Genomic DNA, 14,624 nt, shown 5'->3' on the forward strand with positions numbered 1-14,624 from the left:
GTCAGACCGGTGGGCAGCACACCGGTGGTGACCGCGAAGGTCACGGGAGCCGTGCCGCCCGAAGTCACGACCGTCTGGCTGTAGACTTGGCCGAGCACCGGCGTCGGTAGCAAAGAGGTCGTGATCACGACGCCGGCCGCGATTGTGCCGCTGTAGGTCTCAGTGTCGGTGAGGCTGTTGGCGTCGGTGGCGGTGACGGTGAAGCTGTAGGCGCCGGCGGCGGTGGCCGTGCCGGAGATCGCAGCGGTCGAGGCATTGAGGGTGAGCCCCGTCGGTAGTGAGCCGCTGGTGACGGCGAAGGTGACCGGCGCGGCGCCCCCGCTGGTCGAAATCGTCTGGCTATAGGCCTGGCTCAGAACCGGCGTTGGCAGAGAAGAGGTCGTGATGGTCACGGCAGCCGAGATTGTGCCGGCGTAGGTCTTTGCGTCGGTGAGGCTGTTGGCGTCGGTGGCGGTGACGGCGAAGCTGTAGGCGCCGGCGGCGGTGGCCGTGCCGGAGATCACGCCCGTGGAGGCGTTGAGGCTGAGGCCGGTCGGCAGCGACCCCGTGGTGACGGCGAACGTCACCGGGGCCGTGCCGCCCGAAGTCACGACCGTCTGGCTGTAGGCCTGGCCCAGCAACGGCGTCGGCAAGCTTGTCGTGGTGATGGCGATGCCCGCGGCGATCGTGCCGTTGTAGGCCTGGTTGCTCGAAAGGCTGTTGGCGCCCGTGGCGGTGATCGTGAAGCTGTAGGTTCCGGCGGCGGTGGCCGTGCCGGAGATCGCGCCAGTCGAGGCGTTGAGGGTGAGCCCCGCCGGCAGTGAGCCGCTGGTGACGGCGAAGGTCACCGGAGCCGTGCCGCCGGTCGTGGCAACGGTCTGGCTGTAGGCCTGGCCAAGCACCGGCGTCGGCAGGCTGGTGGTGGTGATGGTCGGCGCGGTCGGCGCGGCGGCCACCGTGCTGGAATAGGGCGAGCCCGAGATTGCCGTCGCATCGAGGGTGATGGCCACGGAGTCCGTGCCTGCGGCGGTGGGGGTGTAGGTGACGGAATAGGTTCCGTTGCCGTTGTCGGTGATGGCGCTGGGCGTGGCGCCGGCGTTGGTTCCGCCAATGGTGACGGCCAGGCCGCCGGAGGCGCCGGTCATCACCGTGCCGCCGGCGTCGCGGACTGTGATCACCACGGTCGTCGCCTGTCCCGCCGTTCCGGACGGTACGCTGGCGGTCGACTGGCCAGCGTTGCGCAGGCCGACATAGGTCACCGACACAGTGCCGGCGCTGGTCGTTGTGGTGCCATTGGCCGAGGCGGTGGCGGTGTAGGTCACCGTGCCGGACTGCAGGCCCTGGACGGTAAAGCTGGCCTGGCCGCTGGCGTTGGTGGTGGTCGAGGCCGGCGAGATCGACGAGCCGCCCGACGGGCTGCCGGCGATCGACACCGTGGCGCCGGACACGGCGGTTCCCGACGACAGTTTCACCGTCACCACGACCGTCGCCGTCCCGCCGACCGAGGCGGTGGCGCTCGAACCGCCATTGACCAGCAGGGTCGTCTGGGAAGGGTCCGGTGCGGTGGCGTCGATATATTCGTTGAGCTTGGTGACGATGGCGTTGGAACTGCCGCTGTAGGCGCTCGAGGTGGTGTATGAGCCGCCAAGAACCAGCAGGCGGTCGCCGCCAGTGCCGCTGAACGCGACGGCGTTCATCTGGGTGTTGCCGTTCGGGTAGCGGGAGTTCAGCACCCCCGTCTCGGAATAGGCCACCCCGCCCACCGTGTAGTACAGGGTGCCGCTCGTGTTCTGGAACGATCGCTGGTTCCCGTTGTCGCTAAAGCGGATCGAGCCAGCATCGACGGTGAGCTGGCTCGTCGTCGTGAAGGTCTGGCCCGACAGTCCGCCCTGATAGGCGCGATTGAAGGTCAGCGTGGCGGCCAGCGCCGGCGCTTGGCTCAACGCCAGGATAAGCAGCGTCGCCATCAGGCGGGCCACGCTGGTCCGGGCGATGGTCTTGAAGCTCAGAACGCGGGTCGCAAAGGTCATTGCCGGTCGCCAGGAGGTCACCAATCGAAGGCGTCCGTTAAGCGGGTGTGATCCTTAATTTGCAGGTTAGAATTGGCCTCCAGGGGCGGCGACATAACGTCGCTCTCCGAGCGTGGAGCGGCCAGTCGACCATGTTTTCCGCGGCGGCTCGACGTGCACGCTAGCAGTCGAGCAGTTCCCTCACTCGCCGAAATCCATCAGCGCCCGCAACGCGATCGCGAAATTTCGGCATCCGGCACTAGCCAGTTTCGAGCGCAACCAAATGACGGCCTGCGGCTCCAAAGCTAAGGAGGCATGAAGCGTGGTAGGACTAAGGCAAGGGGTGTAGCCAATTCGCAGGAGGCGAACATGGCTCAACCTCTTCCTTCCCCCAAACGTTCCTGGAACACCGGACGCATCATCGGGCCAAAAGCCGCCATTCAAGCCCCAAGCACATCTGGGGCATAAGCCAGCAGCTTAAGGCCAATGGGCGAGTATGCGACCTCGCGATGTTCAACTGTGCGATCGACGCCAAGCTCCGAGGCTGTAAACTCGTGCGGCTGCGGCTGGCCCGTCTTCTTGATCACCGTCGCGCCGAACCCACTCGAGATGCTTTGGCCGCGTGGCTAAAAATCCGGGGCCGTCGGCATGATGACTGGCTTTTTCCGAGCCGCAGCCGACCTGGCGACCACGTCAGCACGCGGCAGTACGCCCGGCCCAAGAATGTCGTATTCTTGGAGCTGAGCCAATATCAGCTCATGGCGCCAGCCAGCCGATCCGCAACTCGGTCCGCAGCGACTTTGCCTAAGCTCGTGCAAACACGCTCTACAATCGCTGCTATAGCAATCGTTGCTTCCGGTGCGCGTTAGGCGCCACCCGATCTATAACGGTCACACAGGGTTGGACCGCCTGGGGCCTGCGGGGAGCACCATGAATGAAGGCGTTCTTGAGACCAGTCTTCGCGATCGCCTTTGCGCTCGCCTGTCAGGCGGCGGCCATGGCTGAGCCGATCGGCCGTGTGACCGGCATTGGCGGCGTGTTCGTCAAAAGCAAGGATCCCAAAGCCCTGGCGAACTGGTATCGCGATGCCCTTGGCTTGGATGTCGCCGCCTGGGGCGGCGCGGCGCTGCCTTACGATGCGCCGGGCCACCCGCCCAAGATCTCCTGGATGGCCTTTCCGCAGACCTCCGACCACATGGCGCCGTCGACACGCGAGTTCATGGTCAACTTCGCCGTGGATGACATGGATGCGATCATCATTCGGCTGCGGGCGTCAAACGTCGCCATTTTAAAGCGCGACGACGACAACGCCTTCGGACGGTTTGCCTGGGTGCAAGACCCCGACGGCACGCTGGTTGAGTTGTGGCAGCCTAAATGAGCGCTACGGACCTGGCGCAGGTTCGGCCCCACGCCGCCACGGGGCCAGAACCTCGTAGCGGGTCACGTCGGTGGCGCCGGACCGGGTGGGGCGTATCAGGTCTCGTTCGGCAAGATGGATCACCGCGGCTTGAACGCTGCGCTTCGACAGGCCGGTCCGCTCCGCCAATTGGGCGTGACTGAGGCGAGGGCTGGTATCGCCCAGGGCTGCTAAAGCCAGATAGACCAGAAACGCCGAGGCCCGGTGATCGTGACCCACCAGGTCGCGCATGAGAGTGTCGAGGACGTAGGCGTCCAGCGTGTACTGCTTGTCGCTCATCGCACCAGCCAGTACCACGGCGATCGGTGGTCGCAAGCTAACGGCCTTTGGCCGCGGAACCTGCCTCGTGATCAAGAAGCTCAACTATGTTGGAATTCCAACCAGAGATCAGGAGCGAGCCCTAGCCTTTTGGACAGGCGTGATGGGCTTCATCATCACCACGGATCGCCCGGTCGGAGACAGGCGCTGGATTGAACTCTCCATTCCCGGCGCCCAGACCGGCATCTTGCTGTTCACGCCGGACGGTCACGAAGACAGAGTTGGCACCTTCTTCAACGGCTCCTTTGGCTGTGACAGCGTGCAGTACGAGTACGAGCGGCTGCTGGAAAAGGGCGTAACCTTTTTAGGACCGCCTGAATTAAAGCCGTTCCCGCATGTCTATTTTCAGGATCCCGACAGGAATACGTTCTTTCTATCAAGTCGATGACGGATAACAGCTCAATATTCCGGATGGTTCGTCGCGCCTGCAGACAAGCCCGCTGAACGTCGCCTTCCTGGAGAGATCGTCGAGTCCGCAACTGGCGCTGAGCTTTCCTTGGCAGGAAGTCGCCTAGAACGACGACGTCACCGACCTTCGACCAGACGCCGCACGACGTCCGGCGTCTGCAGGGAAAGGACGCTGCCGTGCTGTAGGTCGTAGGTCACGACCTCGACGTCGGCTTCCCTGAGGCAGGGCGCGTAGTCCTCGAGCGGGCGAACGACATCGTCCCGCGAGCCGACGACAATGGTGGTCGGCTGCACGAGCGGGCAACCTTTCAGGCGCTTGAAGTACTCGGTCTCTTCGGTCGCCGTGCCAGGCCCCCACAGCGCGGCGTTGCTGGTCCGGGCGAGCCGGACGAAATCGGCTCTCTGGCGAGCGGGAAGGCCCGGAGCGTCCACGCTGGTCGGATCCATGGTTCCGGCCGGTTGGACGAGCAACACGTGGTCGACCATCGCCAGAGCCTCGGCGTCCAGGCGACGATGGAAGTAGGCGCCGAAACTCTCCATCACCAGATAGAGGCGTCGGCCCTCCGCGCGCCTGGCCTCGATATGCCGGCTCAGGATGCGCGCGTCAGCTGCAAGCGATTTTGCGCCCTGGCGATAGAGCCGATCGTGCAGGGCGAAGGTGTAGTCCGAGCCTCCGTAATGCACGACATCGACGTTGAAGCCGGCGTCGAGAAGGGCTTGGACGCTGTTCTTGGCGCGGGTCGCCGGGTCGATGTGTCCGCCAGGACCGCCATACAGAAAGACGACCGTGGGGCGGGCGCCGTCGCGGGCATAACTTTCTATGAAGAGCCCATCGGCGCCGCCCAAGCGCTTCACCGTCCTTTCGGCGAGGGGCGCGCCGCCGCAGTCGATCTCGATCCGCCGGTCGCCTCGTCGCACGTCGTGGCGGGCGAAGTTTTGGCCCTCCATCAGGTAAGGCGCGTAGCTGACGACGCTCGATCCGGAAGCGATATTGACCGACACCCCTAGAACCGCGGCGGCGGAATGCGCGTGCATGGACTCGTTCAACTGCTTCGAAAGCCTGGTCCCCAACCCCTTGCCCTGCGCGCCTTCGGCCGAGACGTAACCGTAGTACGTCGACGGATCATCACCATCGATCAGCATGGCGCGCGACTGGCCGGCCGTAAGGTCGCGCAGGCCCGCGTCGGAGATTCTCAGCACGCCGCCGCTGGCTTCGACCATGGCGTCGCGGCCATCGAACTTGAACCGCAGGTTCTTGGTGCGCGGGGAGAACGGATGGCCGTTGGGCCACAGGGGGCGGAGCGGCGCGCCGTCCCGGCTGACCCAGACCGAATAGTCCTCGTCCTTGCGGGCCAACCAGATTGCCCGGTCGCCATCGATACGGCCGTAAATATTCCGCGCATTGGCGCTCATCTGCGTGAGTTCGGCCTCCGCCGCGAGCAGGATGGCGCTGGCGCGCGCCGATTGCGCCTTTGTGGCCGGATCGTCCGCGGCCTTAAGGGGCAGCGCGACGTCGATATAGCCGAGCATGTTGCGACGGCCGGCGAAATCAAACGTGGCGACCGGCGTCCTGCCGCCAGCCCAAATCGCGCTTGTGTCGTACATTCTGATTTCGCCCTGACCGCTCTCACGGCCAGCCGTGTCGAAGCGGGCGACGGGGCGATAAAGCGAACGGTCGTCGGCGCTGAAATACATCCGTCCCGTCGTGACCGTGCCGCGCTCGCCAGCGAACCTGGCAACCGGGCAAACCCCGCCGGCGAGCACGCAGTCGAGCGACGCCATCGAGATCTCGTCGGGAAGTAAGGCGACCAGATAGTTTCCGGCGGGCGAGATCTCGAGCCGGGGCGATCGGCAGAACGCGGCGTAGGGATGCGGCTCGGCGCACAGGCCGATTGTAGGAGTAAGCAGGGAGGCCGCGACGGCCAAGCGCTTCAGCATATATGATCGAATGCTCCGCTGGACCCTTGTCCCCTCCCCACCAGGGACGCTGGCGGAGAGGGGATGCCTTGCCTTAGTTCGTCACGATCTCGTCGATGTGACCATCGGTGTTGTAGTCCCAGCCGGCCAGATTGTTCTCGGGCACGAAGACCACGCCGGTGTCGAAGCGCCATTTCCGTCCGGATCCGCATAGTATACCTTGCTGTCGCCAAGATCTCCGATGGGATAAGAATAGACATCGATGCCATGGACCGTGGATATCTTTTTGAGCTTATTCTGATCGATCTGCTAGCCGTCATAGCCACTGAACAATTTCATCTTGAATTCGTTGCCGAGGGTGCCGACCTTTCACCACTTGAGATCTTCAGCAGCTTGATGAGTTCGATGACGTCCACATCAACATTGATGTTTGGGCCGCCGCCACCGCCACTGCCGCCGTCATCGCTAGCCTCCGCGAACGGAGGGTGCACTAATCTACAAGAAGACCGGCAATTTCGTTCACGCCAACTTCTACTAGGACACAGGAAGCTCGATAGCACGGTCAGATACCTTGGCATCGAGATTGATGATGCGCTGAAGATGTCCGAGCAGATCAAACTCTAGCCTATCAGCCCACGAGGATTGGCGCGGTCCGCATGCACGACACGTGGCTGCGGAACGTCGTGTTCCTGGAGGTCGGCAAACGAGAATTAATGGCGCGACTTCCCCTGCGGCATCGCCAGCAGTGGGGCTGGGCTCTAATCTAGGTCATGAGCGGCAACTGCGGGGCCCGAACGACGGCGTGAAGGCGCGCGTGCATTACCGTCGTCTCCGCCCGGCCAGCCAGCAGGTCGCCGCCCACGCTGAACCGGCAGCCCAGCCGCCCAGCACGTCATTCGTCCAGTGGACCCCGAGGAAGATTCGGCTGAAGCCGACGGCTGCGGCGGTGGCGGCGCCCACGGTCAGACCAAAGGTTCGCAGGGCCGTGCTCCTGGCGCCTTGGGCGAACAGGATGCCAAGGGAAATGAAGGTCGCCGCCGACAACAGGGCGTGGCCGCTGGGAAAGCTCTCGTTCACCGCTTCGGCGGCGCGGTACTCAGCTGGCGGCCGGCTCCGCTTGAAGAGGTTCTTTAGACCCTCGCTCAGAACCAGAGCGCCGGTGAAGACGCCGACCGTCAGCAGTGCTTCGCGGCGCTTGCCGGATATGGCCAGACCGCCGGCCGTCACCGCGGTTATGCCAGCCAATACGGTGACGCCGCCAAGGGCGCTGGTCTCGGTCAAGCTCTCCTTGACCCATTTGGGCCCGATTGGGTTGGCGGGGTCGCCCCTGGCGCGAAGCGCCTTGAGGATCTTCCAGTCCGAAGTTTGGCCGTCGGCTTCGTTCTGATCGTCAGCGACATCTTGGAAGATTGCTAAGGCCACCCCTAAGCCAAGCAGCGCCATAAGGGCGAAGCCTTCAGAGCGAGGGTTTAGGGCGTGTCGCGCTTTGATCATGAAGCGAAAATGTGCTTGAGGCTCTGCTGTTCCGCGACGCGCCGGCTCCCTCTGGGCGTCTCAGCGGCGTTTGAAGTTTTGTTGAGCGTCGGGTTTTCGAACGCAAGCCAAGCGCCGCTCATGGCGCGACGTTACCGTTCCAGTCACGGACATGGTCGTCACCCAAGGGGGCGCCCTGGTTTTCGCCGATCCGCCTAATCTCCAAACCCGCCGCAAAATCCAAAGGCGTCCTTGGGGTCGAACAGCCCTTCGGGGGGAGCCTTCAGGGCCGAGACCTCACGGCTCGCCTTGGAGCGCGGTGTGTCCTGCGGCCAGTCGATCTGGCTCCACAAGAAGGTCCAGCCGTGGCGCGCGGCGCCCGGCGGCGCAGGCGTGTAACGGATCGTCAGGCTGCCGGAAGTCTCGTCGTGGCAGTGCTTGGAGGTCTTATAATCTTGCTCTGAAAAGCAGGCGCGGATCATCGTGCTGCAACTAAACGGCACGCCGCCATACGCCGGCCTAGCGGTCCGCGCCGAAGCGGCGAGAGCCTTCAGACTTACAAAGTCGGCGATCTCGACATTGGCGCCGCCGCCCGAATACATCTCGCTGCGACGGCCGAGCACGGCCACGGCCCAGTCGTCGGGTCCTAGGGGATAGAGGGCCGGAAACAGGCGGAGTGGATCGGCGACGGCGTTGGCGACGCCTAGAGGGGTTGAGCGATAATCCCGTAGGCTCCACCGCGCCGTCACCCGCCATCGCCGATCCTCGTCGAGCGACATCTTCAGCAAGGTCGGCCCCGACAGCAGGATGACGTAGTAGGCGTTCGGGGCGTCGCCGGGCGCGTGATACAGCGCCGCGTCCCGGACGCAATCACCTTCGAGACCGGCGCACGCCGCGGCGCGCCAGCCGCTGCCGGCAGTCTTCACCGTTTGGAACACGCGGGCGCGTGGCTTTTCAGCGATGCGGGCTGGCGAGGTCCAGGCGGTCGTGATCGGGGCCAGGCCCGTTACGGCGGACAGGACCGCCCCAAGGGCCAGAGAACGGGGAAGGCTCATTGGAGCGTCCATAATGGGCCGGCGGTCGCAGGTCACCGGTCACGTTGTGTCCAGCCGGTGACAGGCAGCGTCCCGGGTGCGTAATCAGCGTCCAAATTCAGATCCCCGGCTTGGGCCGGCGCATCTCCAAAAGCCCGAGTGATCGGCGACGATAAAAGAGCGGCGGCGCCGGGGAAAGTCCACGCATACTCAACTCCACGCTATCTTCGTACAGCCAAACAACACCATGATAGGTGGGTTATCTTCCTTGGATATTTTTATGCTGAGCCGCGTTCAATGACACCGCACTGGGCCGGGTCGGAGAGCCGATGATTAGCGTCTTGCGTGGCCTCATGGGGCTGAGGGCGCCCAAGGGCCCTGGCCTCGGCGCCGAGTGGCGATCCTCTCCCATCACCCCCGAGAGCCTGATGACACAGCCGACGGATGTCGACCGACAGATTGGCGGTGTCGGCGAGATCGGCATGGGCGGACCCAACTTCTGGTCTGTGTTGCTCGCCGATGGCGCGATCCTCGGCGGTGTATGCGGGGTTGTCCGCACGGCGGGCGCGCTGCGGACCGCTCTGAGTCGGGACCGCCAAGGGCTAACCCTGCAGGTCTATGACGCCCAAGCCCAGGTCATCTACACTCTGACCAAATCCTGGCGGATCTCGCCTGAGGATCTGGACGCCGCCGTCGCCAGGTCGCTCACGTCGACCGAGCCGCTGCTGCGCGAGGCCTGCCAGCACGCCGCCACAGCCGTGAGACTGCATACCGTGCACGGCCTGCGCCTGCCGATCGACGCCGGACCCGCGCCCGAGCCTGTCCTGGCGCGGACGCTTTCCAGCGGCCGACGACTTGAGGCGCGCTTGCTTTTGCCCGCCGATCTGCGCGGTACGGTCGAGGTCGGTAACCTGTTGAGTAGTCCCCCCTATGCCTTGGTGCTTGATGGGCTCCCGACCGGTTTGCATGTGACGGGCCTCGAAGACGTGATCGAAGGGCCAGACCAAAGCATCGTCTTATCGGGTGTGCGACTGGACGCCGATGCGCGCGTGCTCGATGGGCTGTGGCACATATGGCGCGGCGGAGCGTGGCACGCTGTGGCGAGTTACGCGCAGCGGCCCTTCGACGGTGGAGGCGCCTACACCCCCTACTTCCTTTCTGATCCCCAGCTAGGGGAGAATGGGCGGCTGCGCTTCGCACTGGAGACCTTCAGTTGGGGCCCTGAAGGCCAGACCCCGGGCGAACCAACGCCGCCCGATGTTGAACTGAAGGTCAGCTGGCGGGCCGCGCCCTTGCGCTTGGCGGCGCAGGGCGCCCAGGGCTTCATCGAGGTGCCATGGCCGACGTCCTAGACGCGCTGATCGGGGAGCCTCGGAGGCGCTGACGCCGGCCGACTTGCTTGATGGGCGCGGCGGGTCCGGTTCATGGGGCGATGCAGAGGTCGGCTCGTGACGCACTCCGGCCGGCGATGCAGACCTCCGGGCGGCAAATGCGTAAGAAGCGGAGATGGGTGACGCTGAGGACTTGGCGTACATCGCTACGCAGCGCTCCTTCGCTAGAAGTCGAGTCAACGTCGGGTCCGCGCGCATTCCCTGACGGATTGAAGCCTTTGGGAATCCACAGCCACACATCAAGCCGGGCGCAGTACGCCGAGCATCGCGTCGCCAATTCGTCGGGTGCGATATTCCGCGATCCTTCGCCCCACATCCGCCGTCGCTGTGCTCGTGGGAAAGCCGCCGATTCCGCTGGGATTGAGAGTTCGGTCTCCAGCCTCGCCCGCCCTGAGGAAAGGCAGGGACGGGGATTGGGGCAGACGTGCGTATCCGTGAGCGACCAGCTCTGGCCGATAGTGGAGCATGAGGCTGGTTTCCCAGCCGTCGGCATGTGTGGTGAAAGCTGGTTCCGCGCCGCCCAGCATGTCTTTGAGCATCGCGAAGTTCAGACCATCCACAATCGGCAGGATGTTGGGGCTTGGCGCCAGATCGAGCCTCGTCAGTCGCTCGCTGTCGATGAGCGCATAGGCGGCGAGGTCGCTGACCTCGCGGTTGGCCTGGATCACCGCGCTGGCCATCGCCGTCAGGTGCCGACCGCCCAGGTGGCCGCTATAGAGAAACACTCGCCGTAAGCCGTTCACCCTCAGCGAGCGCAGGAGGTCGACGTAGAGCGCGACGAACGTCGCCGAGCCGATCGTCAGGCTGCCGGGGTAGATGTAGGTGCCGTCTCTGCGGTCGTCGCCGGCTTCGTTGGTGATGCCGATATTCAGCGGGGGACCGATGATGCTGGCGACGCCCGCATCGCGAAGATAGGCCTGAACGTCGCCAAGCTGGTCCACGGCGCCCAGCGCATCGGCGCCTAGCGGCAGGTGAGGGCCATGAGCCTCGATGGCGCCGACCGGGACCAGGCAGATATCTGTCTTGGCGACCGCCGCCTCAAACTCGGGGAATGTCATCTCCAGCATGGTTCGGACGGCCCCCTTGCCGGGCGTCGAGGGGCGCGACATGGCGACGCCGCCAATCAAGGCGCCGAGGGCCGGCGCGCCAGCCAGAAGCCCCATCGCCGTTCTACGTCGCATCGCCGCGCTCCACGTGGATAAGGGTCGAGAGTTATCTGATGCCCGTAAGATTTAGGCAGATCTCAGCTGGGCCCGACACGCTGCTTTCGCGCATCGCTGCCAAGCGGCCGAAACTGGCCAGCAAGGTCGCTGGCCCACGACGCCAACGCCGCGGGCGCGCAGAGGAACACGAGCGCGTAGACCACCACGCACGCCCAAAAGAAGCCCGGCGACTCGTCGAGGCCGACGATGCGCCGGTATCGCCGCAGCGGCGTGATCACCGTATGGGTCGTGTGGGCCAGCCACAGGATGCGGCCACACGCGAGGAACACGGCGCTGCCGGCGACGATCCAGACGGTGAGCCAGGCCGTCTTGCGTCGCCACGCCGCGCCATGGTGTCTGCTGAAGCCCTTCAGCATCGGATCAGCTCACGCACGAACCACGTTGTCTGCGAGCGCATGTCGGTAGCGTCGCTGTTGGCGCCCGACAACCTCCCAGACTGACTGATCCGGCCCGTGTAGAGGCCGCGGTGTTCGTTCGACCATTGGATCGAGAACTCGACGTCGCGTCCGGAGACGCGCCCCTTGAGCTTGCCGGTATTGCGACCCTCGCCGCCACGGCCGGTCAGGCTCGCGCCACTCTGCCGGATCGACATTTCGGCCACCGCCTGGTTGCCATGGACGATGGTGATCCAGCTGGGAATTCGACAGCTCGCCGGCGCGGGCGCGGGGGGCTGGGCCTGGGTCGACGCGGGAAGCGCGGCTGCGGCCAAGGCCGCGACGATGATCAGGGTGCGCATGGTGTGTTTCCTTCTGGATGAGTGAAACTCGCGGAGCGGCGAGGGCGCTGTCGGATTGGCGTTCATGCTGCGTCGTGACGAAGGTCGCGAGCTCAGCACCTGACCCGCTGCTTCAAGATCCAGGGCTGTTGGCGACCGGGGGCGTGGAGATCGTGAAGACTGCCCTCGACGCGCCCGTCAGGAAGGATGTAGCCGCGATAGGCGCTGGCCTGGCCCGTCGACCATCTGATGTGGAAACTGAGAACCCGTCCCTTGACGCGCCCGTCGTAGAGATTGCCGGTGAGCAGCGGCGTGGAACCCGTGGCGCCGCCCCGGAAGCGGCTTCCCTGCTGTTCGATCTTCGCCCGGACGATGGCGCCGTCGGCGTGGGTGAGCTGCCAGGCGACGCCCAGGTTGCAAGGCACGGCGTTGACTGGTTGCGCCCCCACGGGGCTGGCCGATCCCAGGGCGGCGAATGTGGCCAGCCATGCCAGCGGGGCACGATCATAAAGATGTGCGGCCATGTCCCTATCCTGCGATCGGCCGGACGATTCCGGTAGGTCCCAGCTAGGGGCCAGCCCATGGTGTCAGACAGGACCGCAGCCTGACTTCCGGCTGACTTTTCGCCGACTTCTGGTTATGGAGGGGGCATGAAAACGGCGTTGGCCAACGCACCCGATCTTGAGTTGGGCGCCGGCGTGCTGCGGCCGTCGACCTGCGAGTTCACCTATCCTGGCGGCGTCAGAACGCTCGAGCCGCAGGTGATGCAGGTCCTGCTCGTCCTTGCCGGCAGCAAGGGGCGGGTGGTGTCGCGCGATACGCTGGTCGAGCAGTGCTGGGACGGCAGGAGCATCAGTGAGGACGCGATAAACCGCGTGATGTCGCGGATCCGGCAACTGGCCAGCGCCACCGGCGCGTTCAGCCTCACCACGATCCGTTCGGTGGGCTATCGGGTCGAGGCCGCCCATGACGCGGCTTCGCCTCGTCTGGTGTCAGAGACACGGGCTGCGCCCATTGCGGGAGGGCGGCCCTTGAGGGCCGCAGCGGTCGCCGCCGGGATCATCGTCGCTATCCTGGCGCTGGCTGGCGTGGGGATTCTAGCCTGGCCCCTCGTCAAGCCGGCTGGCGTCCCACCCGCGATCCGGCACGAGGCCTACAGCATTGCGGTCCTGCCCGGGGTTGCGACCAGTCCCGACCGCACGAAGGCGCTCTCGCACCTGGGGGAACGGCTTCGCCTGTCGGTGTCACGGATGAGCGGCCTGCGCGTCGTCGACACGGCGGTGATCGGCCAGCCGGGCCAGCGGTCCGCGACCGATCTGGTTCTCAATGGCGACGTGGACACCGCGGACGGGCAAGAGACCATCACGCTCAGTCTCGATGACGGCCGCACCGGCGTGCGGGTGTGGGGCGCGACGTTCGATAACCGCGGGCCGCCAGGCCTGGGTGCTGAAGAACGGGCGATTTCGTCGGCCACCCGCTATCTGGCCTTGTGGCTGGGAGACCGGCGCGCGGGCCTGCCGGCGGCGCGCGAGCCCGAGAGTCCTGACACCCTGGCGCTCGTCGCAAAGGCCGATCGAAAGTATCTTGAGGGGAGTGAGGCGCGCGAGCTTCGCGACTGGGCGCTCGCCAAGCAGCGCAGCGCCGAGGCTAGGGCCCTGAGCGACGAAGCCTTGGCGAGGGAGCCCGGCTCGGTGGCCGCCCTGATGCTTCGATACCGTGTCTCGATCCTTCCGTTCCATCCGCGGGACGGCGAGAACGAGGCGGAGTTTCGGGCGCGCCAAACCCGCGCAGCGGATGCGGTCAACAAGGCGCTGGCGATCAATCCCGATGATCCTGAGGTGCTCATCGCCGCGGCCAAGCAACTGGAAAGCGTCTTGCACTGGGATGACGCAAGGCGCCTGCTCGACCGAGCCGTAGCCCTGGCGCCCAATTCGGCGGAGGCCAATACCTGGTACGCCTATTCGCTGGGCCTGACCGGCAAATGCGACGCGGGACTGCGACACGCCCAACTCGCCTCGGCGCTCGATCCCGAGCGCACCTGGCGGGGCCTGACCGTTCCCCGCCTGATGCTCTGCGCGGGGCGCTCCGACGAGGCCGTGAAGGCCTATCTGGGCCTTGTCCGCCGTGACCGCACCCACCTGTTCGTGCTCGGCGATCTGCACTTGATCCTGCTGACCCGGCGCCAGCCGTCCGAAATGCGCGCCGTGGCCACGCAGGTGCGCGAGCAGGTCTGGGGAGGCAAGCCGCCTCCATTGGTCGCGGCCCGCCTGGAGCGGCTCGTCGCCGCGGCCGACGCCATCGAGGGGCGGCCGCAGCGATATCTGGAGATGATCCGCCGGGACGAGGCGGCCGTGCGTCAAGGCTCGCCGGCGCGGGTAGGTTTCAGCCGAAGCCTGCCCGACGCGCTTTTCGTGCTGGCTTTGGAATATGCCCACGCGGGCTCGACCGAGGAGGCCATGAGCCGCCTGGAAGAGGCTGTGCGAGGCGGTTCGCTGTACCTGCCCTGGGCCTTGCCGCACGGCTCGGCCGAATTCCCCAGTTCAGTCCGACGGGACCCGCGTTACTTCGCCCTGTGGCGCTCGTCGCCCCAGTTGTCCGCCCTGATGGAAGAGCGTCGGCGGTCGGTGGCGCAGCGCACCGCCCCTGCGTCCGCGGGTCAGTAAAAGATCAGGCTAAAGTCAGGCTGGCGTCCTTTCTGAGCGAGGGCCCTGGGGTCCTAGGTCCCCCTGTGTCGACGCCT

General features: G+C 65.5%; 13 protein-coding genes and 3 pseudogenes. 7 read left to right on the plus strand and 9 right to left on the minus strand.

Features of this window, described 5'->3' with window-relative positions; all coding sequences use genetic code 11:
* Nucleotides 1–2,009 (minus strand): beta strand repeat-containing protein (locus I4Q42_RS22350; protein WP_198578310.1); only part of this gene is annotated, 2,009 nt, incomplete at its 3' end.
* Nucleotides 2,010–2,357: 348 nt separating this feature from the next.
* On the opposite strand from I4Q42_RS22350, the pseudogene I4Q42_RS26680 reads away from it, so the two are divergent.
* The 3 genes and pseudogenes from I4Q42_RS26680 to I4Q42_RS22360 all read left to right on the plus strand — a co-directional run.
* Nucleotides 2,358–2,554 (plus strand): annotated as a pseudogene (locus tag I4Q42_RS26680) (integrase); the annotation flags it as partial.
* Between the two features lie 27 nt (nt 2,555–2,581).
* A pseudogene (locus I4Q42_RS26685) lies at nt 2,582–2,704 on the plus strand (integrase); the annotation flags it as partial.
* Nucleotides 2,705–2,922: 218 nt separating this feature from the next.
* Nucleotides 2,923–3,366: a VOC family protein gene (locus I4Q42_RS22360; protein ID WP_198578311.1), complete on the plus strand. Its 444-nt coding sequence runs from the start codon at nt 2,923–2,925 to the stop codon at nt 3,364–3,366.
* Nucleotides 3,367–3,369: 3 nt separating this feature from the next.
* Here the strand turns inward: I4Q42_RS22360 and I4Q42_RS22365 are convergent, their stop codons facing one another.
* Nucleotides 3,370–3,684 (minus strand): MarR family transcriptional regulator, encoded by a 315-nt coding sequence (locus I4Q42_RS22365; RefSeq protein ID WP_198578312.1) that lies wholly within the window; start codon nt 3,682–3,684, stop codon nt 3,370–3,372.
* A 67-nt stretch (nt 3,685–3,751) separates the two neighbouring features.
* On the opposite strand from I4Q42_RS22365, the gene I4Q42_RS22370 reads away from it, so the two are divergent.
* The gene (locus I4Q42_RS22370; protein ID WP_198578313.1) at nt 3,752–4,111 is read left to right on the plus strand and encodes a VOC family protein; all 360 of its coding nucleotides are present in this window, start codon (nt 3,752–3,754) and stop codon (nt 4,109–4,111) included.
* Between the two features lie 137 nt (nt 4,112–4,248).
* Here I4Q42_RS22370 and I4Q42_RS22375 read toward each other — a convergent pair whose 3' ends face one another.
* A complete protein-coding gene (locus I4Q42_RS22375; RefSeq protein WP_198578314.1) occupies nt 4,249–6,069 on the minus strand; it encodes a hypothetical protein in 1,821 nt (606 codons plus the stop codon).
* Nucleotides 6,070–6,523: 454 nt separating this feature from the next.
* On the opposite strand from I4Q42_RS22375, the pseudogene I4Q42_RS22380 reads away from it, so the two are divergent.
* Nucleotides 6,524–6,672 (plus strand): annotated as a pseudogene (locus I4Q42_RS22380) (integrase); the annotation flags it as partial.
* Between the two features lie 195 nt (nt 6,673–6,867).
* Here I4Q42_RS22380 and I4Q42_RS22385 read toward each other — a convergent pair.
* Nucleotides 6,868–7,491, minus strand: coding sequence for a phosphatase PAP2 family protein (locus I4Q42_RS22385; RefSeq protein WP_198578315.1), 624 nt, complete (start codon nt 7,489–7,491; stop codon nt 6,868–6,870).
* 245 nt (nt 7,492–7,736) lie between these two features.
* Nucleotides 7,737–8,576, minus strand: a complete 840-nt coding sequence (locus I4Q42_RS22390; protein WP_198578316.1) for a hypothetical protein — start codon at nt 8,574–8,576, stop codon at nt 7,737–7,739.
* Between the two features lie 407 nt (nt 8,577–8,983).
* On the opposite strand from I4Q42_RS22390, the gene I4Q42_RS22395 reads away from it, so the two are divergent.
* Entirely contained in the window at nt 8,984–9,907 is a 924-nt protein-coding gene (locus I4Q42_RS22395) for a hypothetical protein (RefSeq protein WP_198578317.1), read from the plus strand.
* Nucleotides 9,908–10,185: 278 nt separating this feature from the next.
* Here I4Q42_RS22395 and I4Q42_RS22400 read toward each other — a convergent pair whose 3' ends face one another.
* The 4 genes from I4Q42_RS22400 to I4Q42_RS22415 form a co-directional block, all read right to left on the minus strand.
* Nucleotides 10,186–11,127 carry a creatininase family protein gene (locus tag I4Q42_RS22400; protein WP_198578318.1) on the minus strand — a complete coding sequence of 314 codons (942 nt, stop codon included), beginning with the start codon at nt 11,125–11,127 and terminating at the stop codon, nt 10,186–10,188.
* 62 nt (nt 11,128–11,189) lie between these two features.
* Nucleotides 11,190–11,525 carry a hypothetical protein gene (locus tag I4Q42_RS22405; RefSeq protein WP_198578319.1) on the minus strand — a complete coding sequence of 112 codons (336 nt, stop codon included), beginning with the start codon at nt 11,523–11,525 and terminating at the stop codon, nt 11,190–11,192.
* On the minus strand, nt 11,519–11,905 hold the full coding sequence (locus I4Q42_RS22410; protein WP_198578320.1) for a hypothetical protein: 387 nt from the start codon (nt 11,903–11,905) through the stop codon (nt 11,519–11,521). The genes I4Q42_RS22405 and I4Q42_RS22410 overlap by 7 nt, the downstream gene beginning before the upstream one ends.
* 92 nt (nt 11,906–11,997) lie before the next feature.
* Nucleotides 11,998–12,408: a hypothetical protein gene (locus I4Q42_RS22415; protein WP_198578321.1), complete on the minus strand. Its 411-nt coding sequence runs from the start codon at nt 12,406–12,408 to the stop codon at nt 11,998–12,000.
* 126 nt (nt 12,409–12,534) lie between these two features.
* On the opposite strand from I4Q42_RS22415, the gene I4Q42_RS22420 reads away from it, so the two are divergent.
* Nucleotides 12,535–14,547: a winged helix-turn-helix domain-containing protein gene (locus I4Q42_RS22420; protein ID WP_198578322.1), complete on the plus strand. Its 2,013-nt coding sequence runs from the start codon at nt 12,535–12,537 to the stop codon at nt 14,545–14,547.
* Nucleotides 14,548–14,624 lie beyond the last annotated feature (77 nt).

The sequence above is a fragment of the Caulobacter hibisci genome, assembly GCF_016135805.1.
GTDB lineage: Bacteria > Pseudomonadota > Alphaproteobacteria > Caulobacterales > Caulobacteraceae > Caulobacter > Caulobacter hibisci.